Source organism: Enhygromyxa salina (assembly GCF_002994615.1).
Taxonomy (GTDB): domain Bacteria; phylum Myxococcota_A; class Polyangia; order Nannocystales; family Nannocystaceae; genus Plesiocystis; species Plesiocystis salina_A.
Map to the genome: position 1 here is coordinate 1 of NZ_PVNK01000310.1, position 20268 is coordinate 20268.

Annotated in this window: 12 protein-coding genes and 1 tRNA gene; 7 read left to right on the forward strand and 6 right to left on the reverse strand. The window is 70.8% G+C overall.

Features of this window, described 5'->3' with window-relative positions; genetic code table 11:
• The first annotated feature begins 356 nt into the window (after positions 1-356).
• Together ENSA5_RS35010 and ENSA5_RS35015 are read left to right on the forward strand one after the other, a co-directional pair.
• Positions 357-2489 carry an AgmX/PglI C-terminal domain-containing protein gene (locus ENSA5_RS35010; protein WP_258183116.1) on the forward strand — a complete coding sequence of 711 codons (2133 nt, stop codon included), beginning with the start codon at positions 357-359 and terminating at the stop codon, positions 2487-2489.
• 89 nt (positions 2490-2578) lie between these two features.
• Positions 2579-3490: a leucine-rich repeat domain-containing protein gene (locus ENSA5_RS35015; RefSeq protein ID WP_106396069.1), complete on the forward strand. Its 912-nt coding sequence runs from the start codon at positions 2579-2581 to the stop codon at positions 3488-3490.
• Here the strand turns inward: ENSA5_RS35015 and ENSA5_RS35020 are convergent.
• From ENSA5_RS35020 to ENSA5_RS35030, 3 genes are all read right to left on the reverse strand, one after another.
• Positions 3482-4918, reverse strand: a complete 1437-nt coding sequence (locus tag ENSA5_RS35020; RefSeq protein ID WP_106396070.1) for a reverse transcriptase domain-containing protein — start codon at positions 4916-4918, stop codon at positions 3482-3484. The two genes, ENSA5_RS35015 and ENSA5_RS35020, sit on opposite strands and share 9 nt — an antisense overlap.
• Before the next feature lie 218 nt (positions 4919-5136).
• Positions 5137-8127: an aldo/keto reductase gene (locus tag ENSA5_RS35025; protein ID WP_106396071.1), complete on the reverse strand. Its 2991-nt coding sequence runs from the start codon at positions 8125-8127 to the stop codon at positions 5137-5139.
• Positions 8128-8145: 18 nt separating this feature from the next.
• Complete coding sequence (locus ENSA5_RS35030; protein ID WP_106396072.1) at positions 8146-8517, reverse strand: hypothetical protein; 372 nt, start codon at positions 8515-8517, stop codon at positions 8146-8148.
• Positions 8518-8775: 258 nt separating this feature from the next.
• Here ENSA5_RS35030 and ENSA5_RS35035 point away from each other — a divergent pair, with 258 nt between their 5' ends.
• Complete coding sequence (locus ENSA5_RS35035) at positions 8776-12240, forward strand: DEAD/DEAH box helicase (protein ID WP_106396073.1); 3465 nt, start codon at positions 8776-8778, stop codon at positions 12238-12240.
• Between the two features lie 172 nt (positions 12241-12412).
• Positions 12413-13204, forward strand: a complete 792-nt coding sequence (locus tag ENSA5_RS35040) for an HAD family acid phosphatase (protein ID WP_181198483.1) — start codon at positions 12413-12415, stop codon at positions 13202-13204.
• Positions 13205-13208: 4 nt separating this feature from the next.
• Here ENSA5_RS35040 and ENSA5_RS36715 read toward each other — a convergent pair whose 3' ends face one another.
• A complete protein-coding gene (locus tag ENSA5_RS36715; RefSeq protein WP_146156453.1) occupies positions 13209-13397 on the reverse strand; it encodes a hypothetical protein in 189 nt (62 codons plus the stop codon).
• A 235-nt stretch (positions 13398-13632) separates the two neighbouring features.
• Here ENSA5_RS36715 and ENSA5_RS35050 point away from each other — a divergent pair.
• From ENSA5_RS35050 to ENSA5_RS35060, 3 genes are all read left to right on the forward strand, one after another.
• A tRNA-Leu gene (locus ENSA5_RS35050) sits at positions 13633-13713 on the forward strand.
• Positions 13714-13786: 73 nt separating this feature from the next.
• Positions 13787-14071 carry a hypothetical protein gene (locus ENSA5_RS35055; RefSeq protein ID WP_106396076.1) on the forward strand — a complete coding sequence of 95 codons (285 nt, stop codon included), beginning with the start codon at positions 13787-13789 and terminating at the stop codon, positions 14069-14071.
• A 251-nt stretch (positions 14072-14322) separates the two neighbouring features.
• On the forward strand, positions 14323-15243 hold the full coding sequence (locus tag ENSA5_RS35060; RefSeq protein WP_258183117.1) for a GGDEF domain-containing protein: 921 nt from the start codon (positions 14323-14325) through the stop codon (positions 15241-15243).
• Here ENSA5_RS35060 and ENSA5_RS35065 read toward each other — a convergent pair.
• The gene (locus tag ENSA5_RS35065; protein WP_106396077.1) at positions 15230-16132 is read right to left on the reverse strand and encodes a sucrase ferredoxin; all 903 of its coding nucleotides are present in this window, start codon (positions 16130-16132) and stop codon (positions 15230-15232) included. The two genes, ENSA5_RS35060 and ENSA5_RS35065, sit on opposite strands and share 14 nt — an antisense overlap.
• Positions 16133-16210: 78 nt before the next feature.
• On the reverse strand, positions 16211-20260 hold the full coding sequence (locus ENSA5_RS35070) for a thrombospondin type 3 repeat-containing protein (RefSeq protein ID WP_106396078.1): 4050 nt from the start codon (positions 20258-20260) through the stop codon (positions 16211-16213).
• Between the last annotated feature and the right edge of the window lie 8 nt (positions 20261-20268).

Here is a 20268-nt window from a genome sequence, read left to right on the forward strand (position 1 = left end):
AATGTTCGCCGAGGGCGCGAAGCCAAAACGCCGCTGTACCGGGCGTACTGCAAGTTTTGGCGACAAAGCCCTCGGCGAAAAGGCCAAGCGAGGCGGCGCGAGGCATTGCACCCCGGGCTGCTAGCAGCCTGCCAGCGCGGCGACGCAACGACCCTAGCCACCGGTCGGCAACCCGATAAGCCAGTGAATTCGACCGTTTGGGCGGGCAAATGTTTTTTGCCGCGCTCGGAACCTCGTGGGGAGGGTGATGTCTTGGGCCGTGAACACAGCGATGGCCCCGGGCCTCGACACCGCCGCGCCGCTGCTTTGCGCTGCCGAGTTGAAGCCCCTCTGCGACCGGGCCCGCGATGACTTTCGTGCAACTTCCGCTCGGCAATGCGCCGAGCCCGACGGTGGAGAACATCATGGCCAGCAAGACGATCAGCTTTCGCATCTTCCTCAACGATCAACTCGTCGACACTCGCAGCTTCGCGCAAGAGGTGATCAAGCTCGGCCGCCTGTCGAGCAGCCACCTCCGGCTCGAAGACGCAACGATCGGCCGCATGCACGCCGTCATCGAGGTCGGGATCGACGGCGAGGCCCGCCTCATCGACCTCGGCAGCAGCTCCGGGACCCGCGTCAACGGCGAGCTGATCGACCGCAACCACGCCCTGGCCCACGGCGACAAGCTCGAGCTCGGGCCCTACCGCCTCGAGCTGAGCATCGCCGACGCGCTCCCGGCCGTCGCCAGCGCCCCGGTCGCCAGCGCGCCCCTTGCCCCTGCCCCGGTCGCCAGCGCCCCCGCCCAGGCCAAGCTCGCCATCGATCTGTCGAAGGTCGAAGACAGCAGCGAAGAGGTCGCCGAGGTCATCACCACCTACGGTCGCTCGATCCTCGACGTCGCCCACGTCGGCCAGGCTCGCAACCGGACTCGCAGCGCCCTGCCGCTGATGGCCTTCGGTGGCGTGATGATGGCCAGCGGCCTCGGCCTGTTCGGCTACGAGGTCTCGCAGCCCTGGGACGAATACAACGCCCAGGTCGCCGAGGCCCACCAGCACCACCGCGAGGCGCCCCCGGCCCCGGGCCTCGGGACCGGCTCCTTCGGCATGCTGCTCGCGCTGCTCGGGCTCGTGCCCTTCCTCGGCGGGAGCCTGCGTCGGCGCGACACTGGGCTCGAGGCCTACACGATCGGCGAGGGCACCGAGGCCAACTTCAAGGTCAGCGGCGACGCGCTGCCGAACCCCGCGGCGACGCCCCTGGTCGCGCGCATGGCCGGCGGCTACTCCCTGGCCTTCACCCCCGCGATGACCGGCAGCGTCGAGCTCGGCGAGCAGCACATCTCGCTCGCCGATCTGGTCGCCTCGGGTCGGGCCACGAGCCACGGCGGCGCCTACCACTACGCGCTGCCGAGCGGCGCCAAGGCCAAGGTCGACCACGGCGAGGTCCGCTTCAGCGTCAACCTGGTCAAGCGCGGGGCCGTGGTCGCCGGGCGCGGCGAGATCGACTGGCCGTTTTGGGGCTACTTCGGCGGGACCGCGACGATCGCCACCGCCTTTTACATGCTGATGCGCTCGATGCCCGACGACGCCCTGGCCATGGAGCTCGCCGACGACGAGGCCGCGACTCGCTTCGCCTCGTACTTCCACCAGGCCGACGAGCAAGACATGGCCGAGCCGGTCGAGACCGAGTCGGAGGAGTCGGACGAGAAGGCCCAAAGCGGCGAGACCGGCAAGCGCGCCTCGGGCCCCGAGGGCAAGATGGGCGACCCCAAGCAAAAGAGCAGCTCGGGTGCCTACGCGATGAAGGGGCCCAAGAGCGCGGTGCCTCGCTTGGCCCGCGACTTCAGCCCGACCGCCTCGGCGCAAGAAGCCGGGATCCTCGGCATCCTCGCCGCGCAGGACCGGCACTTCCTCGCGTCCGTCGACGGCGGCGCGTTCGCGGTCGGCAACGACGACGCCGACATCTGGGGCAACCTGGTCGGGACCGAGCACGCCGCGGCCTACGGCACCGGCGGCCTCGGGCTGGTCGGCAGCGGCAAGGGTGGTGGCGGGACCGCGGGCGGGCTGATCGGCATGGGCAACCATGGCCTGCTCGGCCACGGCAACGGCAGCGGCGGGCTCTACCACGGCAACGAGGGCGGGACCGGCAACACGACCGGCTTCGGTGAGCGCAAGAAGAAGGTCCCGGCGCCGCGGGTCGGCAAGGGCAAGGTCACGGGCGACATCGACAAGGACATGATCCGCCGGATCGTCCGCGCCCACCTCAACGAGGTCCGCAGCTGCTACAACGCCGGGCTGACCCGCAACCCCAGCCTCGAGGGCCGCGTGACGATTCAGTTCTCGATCGTCGGCACCGGCAAGGTCTCGAGCTCGGTCGTGCAGGAGAACACCTCCAAGGACAGCTCGGTCGCCAACTGCATCGCCAAGGCCGTCAAGCGCTGGAAGTTCCCGCGCGTCGGCAAGGGCGGCACCGCCCTGGTCAGCTACCCCTTCATGCTTCAGGCGCGCTGAGCCTGACCGCCACCCCCACGACGAAGGCCGAGCTCGCTCGGCCTTCGTTTGTCGTTGTTCGCCCTCGATCGGTGGCCGATACTCGCCAGGTGTCCGAGCCCCGCCCACGCAACTTCGAGCTCGAGGCCAACACCGAGGACATCGACGGCCTCCGGGTCTACGCCGACTGGCTCCAGAGCGTCGGCGATCCGCGCGGCGAGCTGGTCAGCCTGGAAGTCCATCGCCGCGAGGGGTTCCGCAGCCAGCGCAAAGCGCTGGAGGAGGAGATCCAGGCCCGCACGCAGCCCTACGTCGACAGCTGGCACGCGTGGGCCCAGGCCCGCGACTTGATCGACGTCCACCCCAAATTCAAGCGGGGCTTCGTCCACGCGATCGAGGGCCCGCTGCCGCAGCTGCGGGGCGTGCTCGACGAGCTCTTCGAGCGTGATCCGATCCAGCGCCTGACCCTGCGGGAGGTGGACGATGACGACCTCCAGCGCGTATGCGCGACGTCGCCGACATGGTTTGCGCGGCTGCACTACCTGCACATCACGGGCCGCGTCGGGCCGCTCGGCGCGGCCGCGCTGGCGGAGGTCTCGCTCGCGCAGGTCGAGCGCCTCAACCTCCTCGGCAACCGGATCGAGGCCGAGGCCTGCGCCCAGCTGGCGAACCTGGACGCCCCGGCCCTTCGTGCCCTGACGCTGACCGCCAACCAGATCGACGCGGCCGGGCTCGCCAGCTTGCTCGACTGCCCGACCCGCGGCAGCTGGCGAGAGCTCTACCTGGCTCAGAACCCGCTCACGGCCGCGGGCCTGGCCCAGCTCGCGCAGGCCAGCGGACTCGAGCAACTCGAGGCCCTCTACCTGTGCGACGTCGAGGCCCAATTCGCCGACTTCGCGGTCGTGCTCGACTCGCCGCGCCTCGCGGGCCTCGAGACGCTGGAGATATCGATGGCAGGCGCCTCGGGGCCGCTCCACGATCGCATGCGCGCGCGGTGGGGTCGCGGCCTGGTCCTACGCTGACTGCAGCAGCGCGTCGACCTCGGCGACCCAGCGGGCTCCGAGCTCCGGCTGGACCATCTCGACGTAGGCCGCGAAGCCGCGCAGGTAGTCGGCGAAGTCGTCGCGGCCGCGGGCCTCGCTGGCGAGACCGCGCCGCGCGACATTGTGCAGGATCGCCCGGAAGCGTCGCCGCGCGTCACGGGGCACCGTCGGGTGATCGTTGACGACGATGCCCGTGACCAGCTGGCGTCGGTGGGGCCGCAGGACCTGGCGCTTGCCCGGGTGCTCGGCGAAGCCCTCTTGCTGCAGGATCTGATCGATCCACCACAGCACGCGCCCGACCTCGAGGCCTTGCGCGCGCCCGGGGTCATGGATCGAGAAGCTGAGATCGTCGGCGTAGCGGGTGTAGCGAGCGCCGATCTTGGCCGCGAAGCCGCTGAGGCGGGCGTCGAGCCGGCGGCAGACCAAATTGGCGAGGGCCGGAGAGGTCGGCGCGCCCTGGGGCAGCAAGCCGGGCCACGCGACCCGGCGCTCGCCCTCGGGATCGATCACTGGCCGCCGCGTGCATAGTGCCGCGAGCGCCCACGCGACCTCCTCACCATAGCCGAGCGAGAAGAACAGCCCGCGCACGCGCCAGTAGTGGATCGAGGGGAAGAACTCGCGGATGTCGGTCTTGATCAGCAAGCCAGCGCCGACGTGAGGCGCGGCGTTGGTCAGCGTCGAGCGCCCGACGACGAAGCCGTGGGCGGCGTCATGGACCGGAACCTTGGCCAGGAGCTCGGCGTAGATCTTGCGTTGGATCGCCCGCAGCGGCGCGCGCGGGGCCGAGATCGTCCGCTGACCGCCGCGGGCCTTGGCGATCTCGAAGTCGACGTAGGGCGAGCCGGTCTCGCTGCCCGGACGCATGAAGCGACGCAGCTCCCCGGCGCCCTCGTAGCCGAGCCAGACCGCGAGGGCGTCGACGTCGGCCAGCGCGGGCAGCCCGGCGCGGACCGGCGCGGGCGCGAGCTTCGGACGGCCACGGTTGCGGCCGGTGCCGAATTGCCAACCGCTTGGGTTCCAGCCCCCCGGCCAGCTGCTTCGTCGGGGCTCGCGCATCGTCGTGTTGCGCAGCGCGACGTCGTCGAGCCCGAGCTCCGCGACCGCCCGCCGAGCCGCGCCGCGGACCGAGAGCGTGGCGTCCTTGACCAGGTGGCGCAGGACCTTGGCCGCCGCAGGCTTCGAGAAGGTCTGGCGGACGGCGGCGATCGCCTCGACGCGCACGCGCGGATCGGGGCTCGCCAACCACGCGCGGATCACCGGCTCGAGCCGCTTGGCGACGTAGTGGCGGGCGACCTCGTACTCGGCGAGGTCATCGTGAGCGCGGAGCCGCTCGACGATGCGCTCGAGCTTGGCCTCTGGATCGTCGAGGAGCCCGCGCAGCTCGAGGATGAGGTTGGGGAGGAGCATGAGGGGCCAACGCGAAAGGGACCCGGACCGCGGGACCTACTTGCTCGGCACGACGTGGCACGGGGAAGAAGAAGCCGCAGAGCGTTCCCCGTGACACGTGTCATTCAGTGGTAGTCGGGCGCAGCCGCGACGTTGCATCGCGGACAGTTGGCTAGCTCGTCGCGGTCCGGGTTCGTAGAGGATCACACGAAAGGATGGGTCACGACCAGGCGCTCTCTTCAGCGCCGCGCGGCCGGGTCGGGTTCGGTGCACGCGGCCTCGCGGGGCTCGGACGCGCGCTCGAACAGCTCGAGGATCGCCTCGCGCAGCGGCGCCGTGCCGCCGCGGCGCAAGAGCCGATCGAAGCGCTTGTTGTCGGCGTAGATCTCCCGGCCATGGGCCCGCAGGACGTCCTGGCGGTCACCGTCGATCCTCGGCGTGGCGAGGACGGCGAGGTTCTCGAGCAGCTCCGCGGGCCGCTGCGGGGCGCTGACGCAGGCGCTGACGGCCGGCTGTGACAGCGAGTAGCGGTAGCAGTCGGGCGCGGGGGGACCGTGCTCGAACACCGCGGACGGCCGCAGCATCCTGCCGTAGCACAGGGCCGAGAAGCTCAGGACCCCGACCCCCGCGGCGGCGGCCGCGGGCAGCAGCTCGCGCTCCGGACCGGTATGGGCGGCGCTGTGGCGGGTCATGATCACCGGCCAGTCGCCGGTCTCGACGGCCGCGCAGGCGATCGCCCGATCGTGGGTCGAGAACCCGTAGCTGCGGATCCAGCCCCGGGCCTGGAACTCGCGCAGGGTCTCGAGCACCGCCGGGTCGAGGCGCGCGGGCGAGCGGACCCAAAACAGCAAGAAGATGTCGAGCTGATCACGCTGGAGGCGACGGCGCGCGCGCTCGAGATCCTGGGCCAGAGCGCGGCGATCGGCGTGGAAGCTGCCGGTGATGACCTGCAGGTCTCGGCGCGCGGGCTCGCGCAGGAAGCGGGTCGCGTTGGCGTAGCGGGGCTCCCAGAACATCGTGTCGACGCCGTGCTCGACCGCGAGCGCGAGCGTCGACGGCGTCGGAGAGAAGGCGCCCGAGATGACCAGCGGGGCCAGCTCGATCCCGGTCCGCCCGAGGGGCCGCCGCTCGATCTTCGCTCGGAGTTCGGTGCTCTTCGCTTCGGCGCGCCGACGCTGTCCGGGCTCGAGCTCGAGCGCGGGAGGGCGCGCGGCGGCGGGTGGCTCGGCGCCGAACAGCAGCGCGAGCGCGCGGAGGTGGGTCACGACTCGAGGGTCGCGCTCGGTCGCGCTCGCGCGTTCGAGACGCGCGCGACTTCCAGGTTCATCGCCCGGCGCGAAGGTGGCCGTGAGCCGCGACCAGGCGGCGACGCGCAGCTCGGCGGCCTCGGCGGTTGCGAGCAGCTGCTCGAGCCGCGCGCCGAGCTCGGGGATCGCGTCGAGCACCGCCGCGGCGCTGATGCGGACCATCGCGGCGGCGTCACGGGTTGCGAGCAACAACAGCGCGAGCCCGTCGTCGTCACAGCCGCTCGGGTCGACCAGCTCGGCTCCGCGCGCCCGCAACCACGGATCGGGGTCGACGTGGAGTCGGTCGCGGAGCGCGAGGAGCTCGGAGCGCTCGATGGCGTCGCCACCCCGACGAAGCTCCCGCACGAGCTCGCGCGCGGCGACCCGGCGGACCCCAGGATCGCGCTCTCGATCACCGAGCAAGAGCGCGGCTGCGGCCTCGGCCCGACCGACCAGCGCCGCGCTGCGGACCCAGGGGTCGGCGTCTGCGAGAGCGTGCTCGTGCGCGGCTTCAGGGAGCTGTGACGAGACCCGCAACGCGACAGCTCGGACCCGAGGATCGCGGTCATCGAGGCCGAGCTGTGAAAAGTTGGCCTCTGCGAGCAGGCGCGCACGCACGACCGGTCCAAAGCTCGCGTACCCGGATCGCTCGAGCTCGAGGGGCTCACCGAGCTCGATCAGCCCGATCGCAGCCGCATCGCGCACGCGCCGGATCGGATCCCGCAGCGCGTGCGCGACCGCTGCGCGCAGCTCGGGCTCGTGGCCGCGCTCTCGCGCGAGCAGGCGCCCGAGCGCAGCGACGACCGCGACCCGGACCTCGGCGCTCGGATGCTCGGCGTGCGCGAGCAGCCGAGGGTGCAGGTCCTCGGCCGCGTAGGTGGCGATCCACCCGGCCGCCCACGCCAGCCCCCCGGGCCGCGCGTCCTCGAGCGCGCGCTCGACCAGCCCGCGCGCCCGATCGCCGAGGCGCTCGAGCAAGCCCCGGACGGCGGCGGGGGCGTTGGGCACCCGGGTGTCCTCGAGCCACGCGAGCGCGGGCCCGAGGCAGCTCGGATCTTCGATCTTGGCGAGGCGACGGGTGGCCTCGTCACGCAGAGGTACATGCGACTCGGCGAGCAGCGCGACGAGCTTGTCGGGCGCCACGTCGCTGGCCGCCTGCAGCCGCGCCGTGACCACCGCCGGGTCGGCGTCGCTGAGCTCGAGCCCGGCGCCCGGATCCCGAATCAACCCGAGCACCGCGGGGACCTCGTCCTCGCCCTCGGGCCAGCCGCTGGCGAGGTAGGCCAGGGCCGCGCGGGCGGCTTCTTGCAGCCCCGCGCCCGCCCGCAGGACCTCGCGCCGCAACCGGGCCCGCTCGGCCTCGTCCTGCGTAGCCCGGGTCACGATCAACGCCAGCGCCTGGATCACCCCGTGGCGCACGCGCCAGAAGGGATCCTCGAGCCCGGGGATCAGCGCGGAGATCGCCGCCGCTTGGGCGACGGCCGCGAGCGCGCGGGCGGCCGCTCGGCGCACGCGCCAGCTCGGATCCCGGGTCAGCATCTCGGCCAGGCGGGCCTCGATCTCGGCCTCACGCTCGACGTGGCGAGCCACGGCCCGACAGCTGAGCGCCCGCACGCTCGACAGCGGATCGTGGACGGCGTCGAGCAGCCAGCTCGTGGCCTCGGCCCGCGTCGGCGGTCCCGCGTCGAAGATCGAGCGCGCGGCCCGGGCGAGGCGCTCGGCGGCGGCGGCTCGCACGGGGCCGTGGCTGTCGTCGAGGAGTCGCTCGCGCAGCGCGTACAACCCGACAGCGTCGAGCTCGACGAGATCGACGGCGTGGCGGCGCACGGCCGGGTCCGGATCGAGGAGCTCGACGAGCGCGCGCCTGCGGCCGAACTCGCGCCGAGCTTCAGGCGAGCGGGGCGAGCGGGGCGAGCGGGGCGAGCGGCCGGCGGGCATGGTCATACTCAGCTCGATTCGGACTCAGGCGCGCCGGACGAGGCGGCGTGACAGTTGTGCCGCGACCGCGCGCAGGAGCCCCGGATCGTCCGCGATCTCGTCCGGCGCCCAGTAGTAGAGCACCCGCCCACGCGCGACCACGAAGCCCCGCGTGAAGCTCATCTGCTCGGCCTCGGCGTGGACGAGCTCCGGTCGCAGACAGCGAGCGCACAGGCACGGCAGCGTCGGACCGTCGTGGGCGGTGAGGTTGATCAGCCCGTCGCGGAGGATCTCGACGGCCTCGCGATGGCGCCCCGCCGCGGTCAACGCCGTCGCGGCCCTCGCTCGCAGCGCGTCGTCATCGGGCTGCGCGGCGAGATCTCCGAGCGCGTCTTCGATCTCCTGCGCAGGCTCCATGGACAGACCCTAGCACCCCGGGCTGCAATGCATCGTGTCGCCTCGCGCCGGAATTTTCGCCGAGGGCGCGAAGCCAAAACGCCGCTGTACCGGGCGTACTGCAAGTTTTGGCGACAAAGCCCTCGGCGAAAAGGCCAAGCGAGGCGGCGCGAGGCATTGCAGCCCGGGCTGCTAGCACCCCGGGCTGCTAGCAAAGCTCGACGGTGAGTGTCTCGGCCACTGGACCCCGCGGCCGTCGAGGGGCTAACAAGATCAACGGTGACGCCCCGTGATCGACCGCCCCCCGAGCAGCTGACGGTCGCGCGCGTCCGCGGCCTGCTCACCTGGCTGTCACACCGCGGGCGGCTGCCCGACGAGGCCCTCGCGCGCGTGCCCGAGCTGGTCCTCGGGGCCCAGATCCTGGTCCGCGAGTGGGCGAGCGACCAGTGGCTGGAGTTCCCCGACGGCGAGGGGATGTGGCGCCGCGTCGACGCTCGCTGCGGCTGCAAGACCCACGACCAGCACGGCTTTTGCGAGCACCGGGCCGCGGTCGTGGTGTTCGAGCTGTGGCGTCGGCCCGACGGCCGCGACCTCTTCGAGCGCCCCTGCTGGCAGCTCGAGCTCGGCTATCTCCTGCGCGATCACCCGAACGAGGGCCTCGAGCCCAGCGGCGCTCCCCCACCCTCGCCACGCTCGGATCGCGCCTGTCGCCTGTTGATCCACGTGTTCCCGACCGGCGGCTACGAGCGCGGCTTCGACTTCGACGTCCGCCTCGTCCGGGCCAACAAGCGCGGCGACGGCTGGCTCAAGCCGATCCGCTGCCCGAGCGCGGTCGACAAGCTCCTGGCCAAGGCCAAGCCCAGCGACGAGCTGCTCCGGGTCCACGATCTCGTCGCGCAGCTGGCCGAGCTGCGCAAGCTCGACACCTACTCGCGCCAGGCCCCGCGGCTGCGGGCCCGGATCGCCCACGAGCTCCTCGGCGCGCTCGAGCAGGCCGGGGACGAGCTCGAGCTGCGCTGGGAGCAGCTGCCAATCACCGCGTCGACGCTGGCCTGGCGCCCGACCCTGCGGGTCAGCGCGGGCGCGCCGGGCAAGCTCGAGGCGCGCTGGTCCGAGGGGGTGCTCGATCACTGGCGGCTCGAGCCCTCGATCGTGCTGACCGCGTCGGGCGTGCTGCGGCCCCTCGCCGAGGACGTCCCCGTCCACCTGCTCGACCGGATCGGGGCGGCCGCGGTCGTCCTCGACGTCGAGGACTTCGACGAGCTCGCGCGGACGATCCTCGCCCACGCGCCGGTCCCGATCGAGATCCCGGCGCCCGTCGAGGTCGGCGCGTCGGCGGTCGCCCGTCGCGTCGCGAGGCTGTACCTCGAAGAGCGCGGCGAGGTCCTCCGCGCGACCGCCAAGCTCGCCTACGAGCTCAGCGACGGGCGCTGCGTCGAATTCGGCGTCGAGGATCGGGCGGGGCTGAGCTTCGGAGACGACCTGACCCTGGTCCGCGACGCGACCTGGGAGCGGGCGCGGCGGGCAGAATTCGAGGCTCGGGTCGGGCGCGAGGCCAGCGTCGAGCTCCTCGCCGAGGGCGCGTGGACCTTCTTGGCCGAGGGCCTCGCGGCCCTGCGCGAGCGCGGGTGGGAGGTGTTCGGCGAGGCGTCCCTGACCCGCAACCGCGTGCTCACCGAGCCCCTGCGCCCACGCATGAAGCTCGGCCCGAGCACCGACTGGTTCGAGCTCGAGGTCGACTTCGAGGCCGAGGGCCCCGACGGGCACGCGCTCCCAGCCCCCCAGGTGATCGACAGCTGGCTCGCCGGTCAGCGCTTCGTTCGCTTGCCCGACGAGCGCATCGCCGCGCTGCCCAGCCGCTGGCTCGATCGTCACGGTCGGGCGCTCGCCGAGCTCGTCGAGCTCGGCAGCGACTCGGACCACGGACTCGGCGCCCACGCCCTGCCCCTCGCCGACGAGCTCCTCTCGCTCGGTGAGCTCGTCGGTGACGACCCCGAGCAAGTCGAGCGCGCGGCCCACTGGCGTGGACGGGCGCGCGCGCTCGGGGCCTTCGAGGGCGTGGCCGAGCGCGAGCCGCCGCCGGGCCTCCAGGCCGAGCTGCGCGGCTACCAGCGTCGAGGCTACGCGTGGCTGTGCTTCTTGCGCGACCACGGCCTCGGCGGCTGCCTGGCCGACGACATGGGTCTGGGCAAGACGCTCCAGGCCCTCGCGCTGCTGCTCGACACCCACGGCAAGGACGCGGGGGCCAAAGACCCGGGCCCGCCCTCGCTGATCGTCTGCCCGACCTCGGTCCTCCACGTCTGGCGCGAGCAGGCCGAGCGCTTCGTGCCCTCGCTGCGGATCCACCTCCACCACGGGCCCCGCCGCGGGACCCCCCCGGCCGAGGTCGACGTGATCGCAACCAGCTACGCGCTCCTGCGCCAGGACGCCGAGCTGTGGGCAGGCCGTCGCTTCCGCCACCTGATCCTCGACGAGGCTCAAGCGCTCAAGAACCCCGACAGCCAGGTCGCCCGCGTCGCGCGTAGCCTCGCCGTCGCCCACCCGGTCGCGCTCACGGGCACGCCGCTCGAGAACAACGTGCTCGAGCTGTGGAGCCTGTTCGAGCTGCTGATGCCGGGCTTCTTCGGATCGCGGCGGCGCTTTCGACGGCGCTGGGTCGATCCGATCCACAAGCACGAAGACGCCGCCGCGCTCGCTCGCCTCCGCCGTCGCGTGCGGCCCTTCCTCCTGCGACGGCTCAAGTCCGAGGTCGCGACCGAGCTCCCGCCCAAGCAGACCCAGATCCTCCGCTGTCGGCTCGGCAAGGAGCAGCGCCAGCTCTACGAGCGCGTGCGCCAGACCTACCGCAGCAGCGTGTTCGGGGCCGTCGATCAGCGCGGCGTCGGCGGGGCGGCCCTCCACATCCTCGAGGCCCTCACCCGCCTCCGCCAGGCCTGCTGCCACCCGGCCCTGCTGCCCTTCCCCGAGGCCCGCGAGGTCGGCGGGCGCGTGGCCAAGCTCGAGCTCCTGCGCCTGCTCCTCGACCAGGCGATCGCCGATCGTCACCGCAGCCTGGTGTTCTCGCAGTGGCCCTCGTTCCTCGATCGGGTCGCGGACACGCTGAGCGCCGCCGGGATCGCCCACCTGCGCCTCGACGGACGGACCCGCGATCGGTCGGCGGTGCTCGAGCGCTGGTCGGATCCCGCGGGCCCCCCAGTGTTCCTGATCAGCACCAAGGCCGGCGGCCTCGGCCTCGATCTGACCGAGGCCGACCACGTGTTTCACCTCGATCCGTGGTGGAACCCCGCGGCCGAGGATCAGGCGACGGATCGGGCCCATCGCATCGGTCAGAGCCGACCGGTGATGGTCTACAAGCTCGTCGCCGCCGACACCGTCGAGGACAAGATCCTCGAGCTCCAGGCCCGCAAGCGTCGGCTGTTTCGCGCGACCGTCGACACCGACCGGCTCGAAGTCGACGCCCTCGACCGCGCGGATCTCGAGGCTGTGTTCGCGGATCCGGGCGCGTCCGCGCAGCTCGACAGCGACGATGGCGACGAGCTCGACGAGCTCGAGTGGGCGGCGCAGGCCGCCCCCGAGCCCTGGGTCGCCGAGGACGCGACCGCCAATCCCCGCGCGCTGGCCGAGTTCGTCGCCTTGCCGAGCAAACCCGCGCCCGCGCCCGGGTCCGGACTCGCGGACGAGCGCGAGTCCGCGACCGAGGCCGCCGAGGTCATCGAGCTGTTCCCCGGTCGGCCCGAGCGCTGAGGGCGAAAAAACGCGACGTCGGCCACGGGCGGCGCGGAGTGTGACAACTCGGCCACGCGCGCCCGCGCGCGGCTCGGGGCGGTCTTTTGCGACCTCTGGCCTCGAGCGAAACGAGGCTCTCGGGCCCCGCCCGAGTCAGCTGACGCGAAAGGCAGTAGGATGCGACCCGGACATGCTCGACCGCGCCGCGCCCCTGCCCGCCCTCCTCACGGCCTGCCTGCTTTTGTCGCCGCTCGCGTGCAAGGACGCCCACAGCGATGGAGCGCTCGCGGCCGAGCGCGAACGCTCCGCCGAAGAGCTGGCCGCCCTGCGAGCCGATCTCGAGGCCGTCACGGCCGAGCGCGACGAGATCGCGGCCAAGCTCGAGACCGAGCTCGGATGCCGCAAGCAAGTGATCGGATCGCTGACGGCCTACGGCGCCCCCGGAGGTCCGCACGCCGACGCCACCGCCCGCGTCGTCGCGGAAGCCAAGGCCTACCTCGAGCAACGCGTGGCCGCGCGCGAGCGCGGTGAGAAGCTCGCGATCGTGCTCGACGTCGACGAGACGGCCCTCGACAACTTCGAGCAGCTGACCGGCTCGGACTTTTGCTTCGTGCGCGAGAACTGGAACCAGTGGGTCAGCGAGGGCACCCCGGGCGTCGTCCCCGGGATCGAGGAGCTCTACGACTACGCCCGCGCCAACGAGGTCGCGGTCGTGTTCATCACCGGGCGCCGTGAGCACCAGCGCGAAGACACCAAGCGCGTGCTCGAGGAGGCCGGCTTCGAAGGCTGGGAGGCGCTGATCCTGCGCAGCGAGACCGAGAACGAGCTCAGCGCGGCGGAGTACAAGAGCGCGCGCCGAGCCAAGCTCGAGGACGAGGGCTTCACGATCGTGCTGACCCTCGGTGATCAGGCCAGCGACCTCGTTGGGGGCCACGCAGAGCGGACCTTGCTGGTCCCGAACCCCTTCTATCACGTCGACTGATCCCTCAGGTCATGTCGATGCGGCCGCTGGCCACCGCCTGCTCCCACATGCCCGCGAGCGCGAGCGCGTGGTCTTGCATTCGCGCGCTCCCAACCTCGACCTCGTTGCCGCGGGGTCCATAGACTGTCACGACCCACCCGCTGCACTGGTGGACCCGGTAGAGCAGCCCCGACTGCCCCTGCCCCTCCCGCACCTTCGCCCCGGCCAGACGCGTGATCTTTCCCCAGGTGATGGGCCCGTCCGCGACGGGGGGGCGACTGACGCGAACAGCGCGTTCCGGAGTGTCGAGCTCCGCGACTCGGATGCCGGAGATGTGGATCGCGCTGGACACACCAATAGGTGTTCGGGGCCGCGTGTCACGGTCCGAAAAAAGACACCGAGGGCATGGCTTGACCACACACGAGCGCGTGGGAGACTCCTGCGCTCCAGCCCGGGTGGCGGAATGGTAGACGCCGGGGACTTAAAATCCCCTCTCTTCGGGGGTGCGGGTTCGAGTCCCGCCCCGGGCACCGCGACACACTGCACCGATGGCCAGCGACGCCGAACTCCTCGATGCCTGCTGACGCCCAGAGACGTCGAGCCATGCGCCGCTCGAGCATCACGGCCCTGATCGCCGCAATGATCGCCGCAGCGGGCTGCATCCCACGGCCCAGCGCCGGCCAGTGCGAGGCGATGGTCGATCACATCGTCGCGCTGACCCGCGAGGCCCACGACGGCCGCGCCGCCGAGATCGCCGGAGCCGTCAGCGAGGAACACCGCGTCAGCTTGCGCGAGCGCTGCATCGACGAGGGCACCGACCGCGAGGTCGCGTGCGTGCTCCGGGCGAGCTCGCTCGACGCGATCCACGAGTGCGCGCCGCGGCGCTGAGGAGTGCGCGCCGCGACGCTGAGGAGTGCGCGCCACGGCGCTGAGGAGTGCGCGCCGCGGCGCTGAGCTCAGCGAAGCCGGCCGCGCAGCTCCGTCAGCGATCGTTCGCAATCAGCGCACCGAGCAGCAGCCCGAGCGATGGGCCGATGGGCCCCCCCCCCCTGCCCACATCGACGCTCCTGAGGGCGCCATGGCCCCGCCGCCTCACTCGCAAACACCGCGGCACGGGAGCTTGGTAACCTCGCATTGTCTTGGCCGACCCACCCCACTCGCGCATACGACTCGGTCCCAAGGGCGCCCCGTCCTTGCACCAGACGGTCCCCGACAGCGACAGCACGCGGCCGCCTCTCGAGCCGCGCTCGGCCTGTCTGATCGTCATCAAGGGTGACAACGTCGGTCGCAAGTACGACCTCGACCACGAGCTGGTCGCGGGGCGCGAGAGCGCAGCCGGCCTCTACCTCGACGACGGCTTGGTCTCGCGCAGCCACGCCAAGTTCACGCCCGACACCGCCGGGATCCGGCTCTTTGACCTGTGCTCGACCAACGGGACCTTCGTCAACGACAAGCAGATCAACACCGTCTACCTCGACGACGGCGACCAGATCACGATCGGCAAGACGATCCTCAAGTTCATCAGCAGCAACAACATCGAGGCTGCCTACCACGAGCACATTTACTCGCTCACCCGCTTCGACGGGCTGACCGGGATCCACAATCGCCCGACCTTCGACAGCACCATCGTCAACCTCATCGCCAAGGTCGCCCACACCGGCGATCCGCTCGCGCTGATGTTGTTCGACATCGATCACTTCAAGCGCTGCAACGACACCTACGGCCACCGCGCGGGTGACCAGGTGCTCCGCGACGTCGCCCGCACGGTCGCCGAGAACGCCCGTGAGGGCGACTTCCTCGCGCGCTACGGCGGCGAGGAATTCGTGATCATCATCCACAAGCTCGAGCCGCCCGGTCCGACCCGCTTCGCCGATCACCTTCGCGGGCTGGTCCAGGCCCAGCGCTTCGAGTTCGAGGGCCAGCGCATCCCGATCACGATCTCGGCTGGCGTCGCCCAGTGGGAGCCCGCGATGCGCGACGCTGGCCGCCTGATCGAGCTCGCGGATCAGCGCCTGTATCGGGCCAAGCAAGCGGGCCGCAACCAGGTCATCGGGGTTTGAGCGCCCGCTCGCGGTAGCCCATCCGGGGCTCGGCCGGATCGCCGCAGCTGCCGGGCGACGCGAAGCCGAGCCCGACCTTCTCGACTTCGATCTCGATTCGCCGCGACCCCTGCGTGAAGGTCACCCGGTCGGCGCCGTCGGCGAGGGTCTCGCGCTCGGCGAAGACCAGCGCGTCGTCCTCGACCAGGCCCTCGCGGGCCCGGACGAGGCACTCGGCCGCCTGGACCGGGCGCGGGTAGCTGCAGCGCCCGCGGAGGCTGGCCAGCGAGCTCAGGCGACCGGCGCTCAGGCTGCGCGCGAGCTCGCCGAGCTCCGCGTTGTCGAAGCGGCCCCACAGCAGCCCGCTGGGCAGGGTCAGGAAGGTCGGCGCGAAGCGGTGGCCGCCGAGGTGCGAGCACTGCCAGACCCGGTCCGAGTCGCGGCCGCCGAGGGCCTCCCAGGTCGCCATCCCCCACTTGGCGCAGCAGCGGTCGCGGGTGCCGTGGGTGCACACCAGCCACAAGCTCGCGAGCTCGCGGGGATCGGCGAGGCCCGGGGCGCGAGCGAGCAGCGCGTCGGGATCGAGGCTCGGGATGTCGTCGACCGAGAGCTCGAGCTCGATCAGGCGTCGCCCGGCTCCAGCGGCTGGGGCCTCGCAGATGAACAGCTTGCGGTGTTGGCCGCGGCCCGATCCCGGGCGGCGGATCAGCTGGACCCGCGTGCCCGGCTCGGCGTTGCGGGCGAGCAGCCACTCGCGGACCGCGAGCGGTAGCTGGCTGTCGCGCGGGACCTTGGCTCCCCAGCGCGCGCAGTCCTCGACCAAAATCCAGCGCGTGACGGCGTCGTTGGCGGTGCCCGCCAGCGGCTCATCGAGCGCGAGCTCGCGGCAAAATTCGACGGTCTCGGCCATCGACGAGAGGATAGAGAACGCCGGAGCAACGACAAAGGGCAGCCCTTGGCTGCCCTTTGTCGTGTCGAGTAGGACCGATCAGCCGGTCTCGCCGTTGTCGCCGGTGTCGGTGCCGCCCTCGGCCTCCTCCTCGGCGGCACAGATCGCGTCAGGCGCGTACTGGCCGGCGCAGAAGCGACCGAAGTTGTCCCACAGCTTGCCGGTGTTGTCGTCGACGTAGGGCTCGTTGAAGGGATCGAAGGCGAACTTGCACAGGTCGCAGGCATCGCCGACGCCGTCGAAGTCCTGGTCCCACTGAGGCAAGAAGCACATCTTCTGCCACAGCTCGTCCTCGTCGGGCACGTCGAGCAGGGTCAGGCGACGATTCGCCATCTCGAAGGGGCAGTTGGGGTCGTTCTCGCCCTGGGGCGCGCACATGCCCGCCGCGTCGAGGGCCTCCTGGCAACCGGGGGCGAGCCCGACCACGCCCGGCAACTCGGCCAACTTGGCCGGCAGGAGCCGACACTTGCTTCCGTCGGGCACGTCGCCGTCGGGCAGGCCACCGGGCACCGCTTCGTCGGTGCAGTCGGTGGTGATCGGGAAGCCGTCCGGGTCACACAGACCGACGCAGCCCCAGCTCCCGTCCTCGTTCATGACGTACTCGCCGTCGCCCGGATAGGTGGTCACGCAGCACTGGCCGTTGACCGAGACATCCATGAAGGCGTAGGGCCGCGCGTCCTTGCGCACGTTGCACGCGGAGTTGGTCTCACACGCCTGGCCGACGAAGTCCCCGTCCTCGTCGTCGATCTGCATGCCCGTGTCGGTGACCTGCATCGGGTTGGCCTCGTAGGGGCAGGTATCGCAGAGGTCGCCGACCTGGTCGCCGTCGCTGTCCACGTGGTTGCAGTAGCGCACGCCGTTGTTGGCGGGCGTCACGGCACAGTTCGAGCCAGTCGCGCAGTCGGCGTCGTCGGTGCACTCGGCCCGGTCGGCGTAGTCCTGGGCGACCGGCTGGCGCGGGCACCAGTCCTCGAGGTTGTTGATGCCGTCCTGATCGAAGTCGTCGGTCATGCCGAACCCGACCGGCCCAGCGGCGTTGTCGAGGTCGTTGATGGGCATGTTGGTGTCGGGGTCGATGCAGGCGTCACCGATCATGTCGGTGTTGATGTCGGTCTGACACACGCCCGGATCGTCGTAGGGCACCGGGACACCGACGCGGTGCGGGTTGCTGTCGTTGAAGACGCCGCAGTTCGCCCGAGTGATGCAGTTGTCGCAGACGTCGCCGATGCCGTCGTTGTCGAAGTCGAACTGGAACGGGATGTTCCGGACCCACATCCGCGGGTCGCCGAGCATGGCCGCTTCGAGGTTGTACTTGTCGGCTGTCTGGCGGCAGGTGTCGCAGTCGTTGCCGATGCCGTCCTTGTCGGAGTCGGCGGTGTTGCTGTCGCTCGGGGTCAGCTGGCACAGGTCCGCGATGTCGCCGTAGCCGTCGATGTCCTGATCGTCCTGATCGGGGTTGTAGTGATCGCGGGCGTTGTCGCAGGACAGCTGGACATCGTCACCATCCTCGTCCTCCTTGCACTTGGGCGGGTCGATGGTGAAGTCGTAGAAGAAGTCCGTGTAGTTCTTACCGCCCGCGGTGATCAGCGGCATGCCGCAGACATCGTGGAAGGCGGCGTCGTAGGCCGCGAGGTCCGCCGGGTCGTTGAGGTCGAGATCCTCGAAGTGCTCCACCCCCTCGAGACCCGGGATCTTCATGCGATAGCGTCCGGTGACCGGGCGCCCGAAGGTCGGGTCGATGTTGGCGTCGGGGTCCTTGTCGTCGTAGTTGAACAGCTGAACGCCGAACTGAGTCGAGTCGATGACGACGCGGACCGAGCCCTCGAGCTGAAGGCTGACGTCGACGGTCAGACACGGGGGGTTCTCCTCCGTGATGTCGTTGGGATCGTCGACGCAGTTCGGGCCACCCGCGACGGCGTAGTCCTCGACCCAGCACTCGGGTTGGAGGCTGGTGCTGCAGTCCTCGCCGAGCAGATCCTCGCCGGTTGTCCGGCTGACCTGGATGATCTCGATCTTCTTGAGGTTCTTCGGGTCGAGGTCGTACTTGTTCGACAGGTTGAGCTGGAAGTCGTCGCAAGCGCCGATGCGCAGGTTGTCGGTCGGGAAGCCGGTCCCGGGCACGACGTGGAACTCGGGCGTCTCGAACACGTAGGTGGTCTTGTCGCTCGACAGCTCGTTGCCGACCTTGTCGCGGATCTGCTCGCCGTCGCTCGCGAACACCACGCGGTACTCCGACGCCGAGCACATGCCGCGGTCGAAGTTCTCGTAGGTCTCGAAGAAGGCGTTGTCGTGCATCCGCCACCCGTCTTGGATGTTGCGGCCTTCAATGAGGTCGGGGACGCTGTTGAGGTCGGCGCAGTCCTCGACGATCGAGCGCGGCTGGTTGCCGCGATCACCGGGGAGGTAGAGCACGCCCTTGAGCGCCGGGTCGTAGATCACGCCGCCGACCTTGGTCACGAAGCGGGTGATGTACTGGCCCTCGTTGTCGGCGTTGTCGTGGCGCTCGAGGTTGCCCCACGGCGCAGTGCACAGGTTCTCGATCTGGGCGGCGCAGGCCGGGTGCTGGCCTTCGGGGTCGCCGCAGAAGCAGTCGCGGGTCTCCTCGGGCAAGGTCCGATCACGGTCGAAGCGCGGGATCGGCACGACGTTGGCTTGGAACAGCGGGTCGCACCCGGCACCGTCCATGTCGGCGCCCAGGGCGGTCTGACAGCACTCGCTCGCCAGCAGGTTGCCGTCGGGGAACTCGCCCGTGTCGCAGCGTGCGAGGCGGTTGCCGGCCGCCCAGGTCGTGCACGTGTTGACCGGATCGGGCTCGCAGGCCTGGAACGACTCGGTTGCGACGAAGCAGGCGCCCGCGCCCCGGTCTTTGAACCGCCGGTCGACGCACCAGGATCCGCCCGTGTTCGCGCTGTCGTCGACGCAGCCCACGAACCACTCGGCCTTGCAGTGCTTGTCGGCGCAGCCTTCGGTCTCGGCGTCGCAGGTCACGCCCTCGGGGGTCGTGCCGATGCAGGCCGCGCCCGAGTCCGAGCCGAGGCGCGCGTCGCAGTCGGCGTCGCTCTGGCACGGGACACCGTCGGGCTCGATGCCCGGGGCACGGTCGTCGGGGTGGGTCTCGCGGATCTTGTCGCTCAGCGGCAGTCGGAAGGTGTCGACGCTGCCGTCCCACTCGTAGGCGTAGCGGTTGGTCTCGGTCTCGCGGTTGACGTCGGTGATGAACCCGGCGCAGTCCTCGTAGACGTTGCCGCCGGGGGTGCAGCTCAACGCGTTGGCCGGTGTCCGGCGCACGCCGTTGTCGTCGACGCCGTACTTGGCGACGTTGACCGAGAGCTCGTAGTCGCACACGGTGCAGCAGGTGTCGGGGCCCGAGTCCGGGGCGGTGCAGCTCGCGCCGCGCCAGTCGGTCTCGCCCGGGTAGGACTTGGTGATCCCGACCGCCTGGGTCTTGAGCGGCAGCATCTTGCCGTCGACCTCGTAGAACCCGTTGCAGATGTCCGGGTTGGCGTCGATCTCTTCGTGGTTGTAGTCGATGCCCTGGGCCCGCAGGTTGTCGATGCAGGTCAGGTTGACCGAGCGCAACATGATGTCGGGCACCTCGCCGGTCTGCTCGACGTAGTCGCCGTTGAAGCGGGTGATCGGGCCCTCGATCTCGGCGATCCGCGTCTTCCAGTCGTAGATCTCGAACAGCTGCGGGTTGCTCGGGTCCTTGCGGACCAGCTCGACCGAGGTCGGATCGAGCAAGTTGTTGAACACGAACTCGAGGCCCTGCCAGCTGACGAGCGGCGACAGCTTGCACCACTCCTCGGCCCCGCGCGGGGACTCTTCGGCGTCCTCGGTCTCGACGCAGGCGCCGATGTCTTCGATGAAGTACTTGCCCTTGTCCACGCCCTCGGTCAGGAGGTGGACCCGGCGGTTGGCGTAGTTGATGCCGGTGATGCTCTCGAGCACCAGGTTGTCGGGGTCACAGACGCCGCAGTCGGTGTCGGAGATGCACCCGGTGGTGCCGAGGATCCCGATGGCGCCGACAAACGCGGTGCCGACGGTGGATCCACGGCCGAACTTACTGGCGAGTTGTTCGAGTTTGGACATGCTGTTTC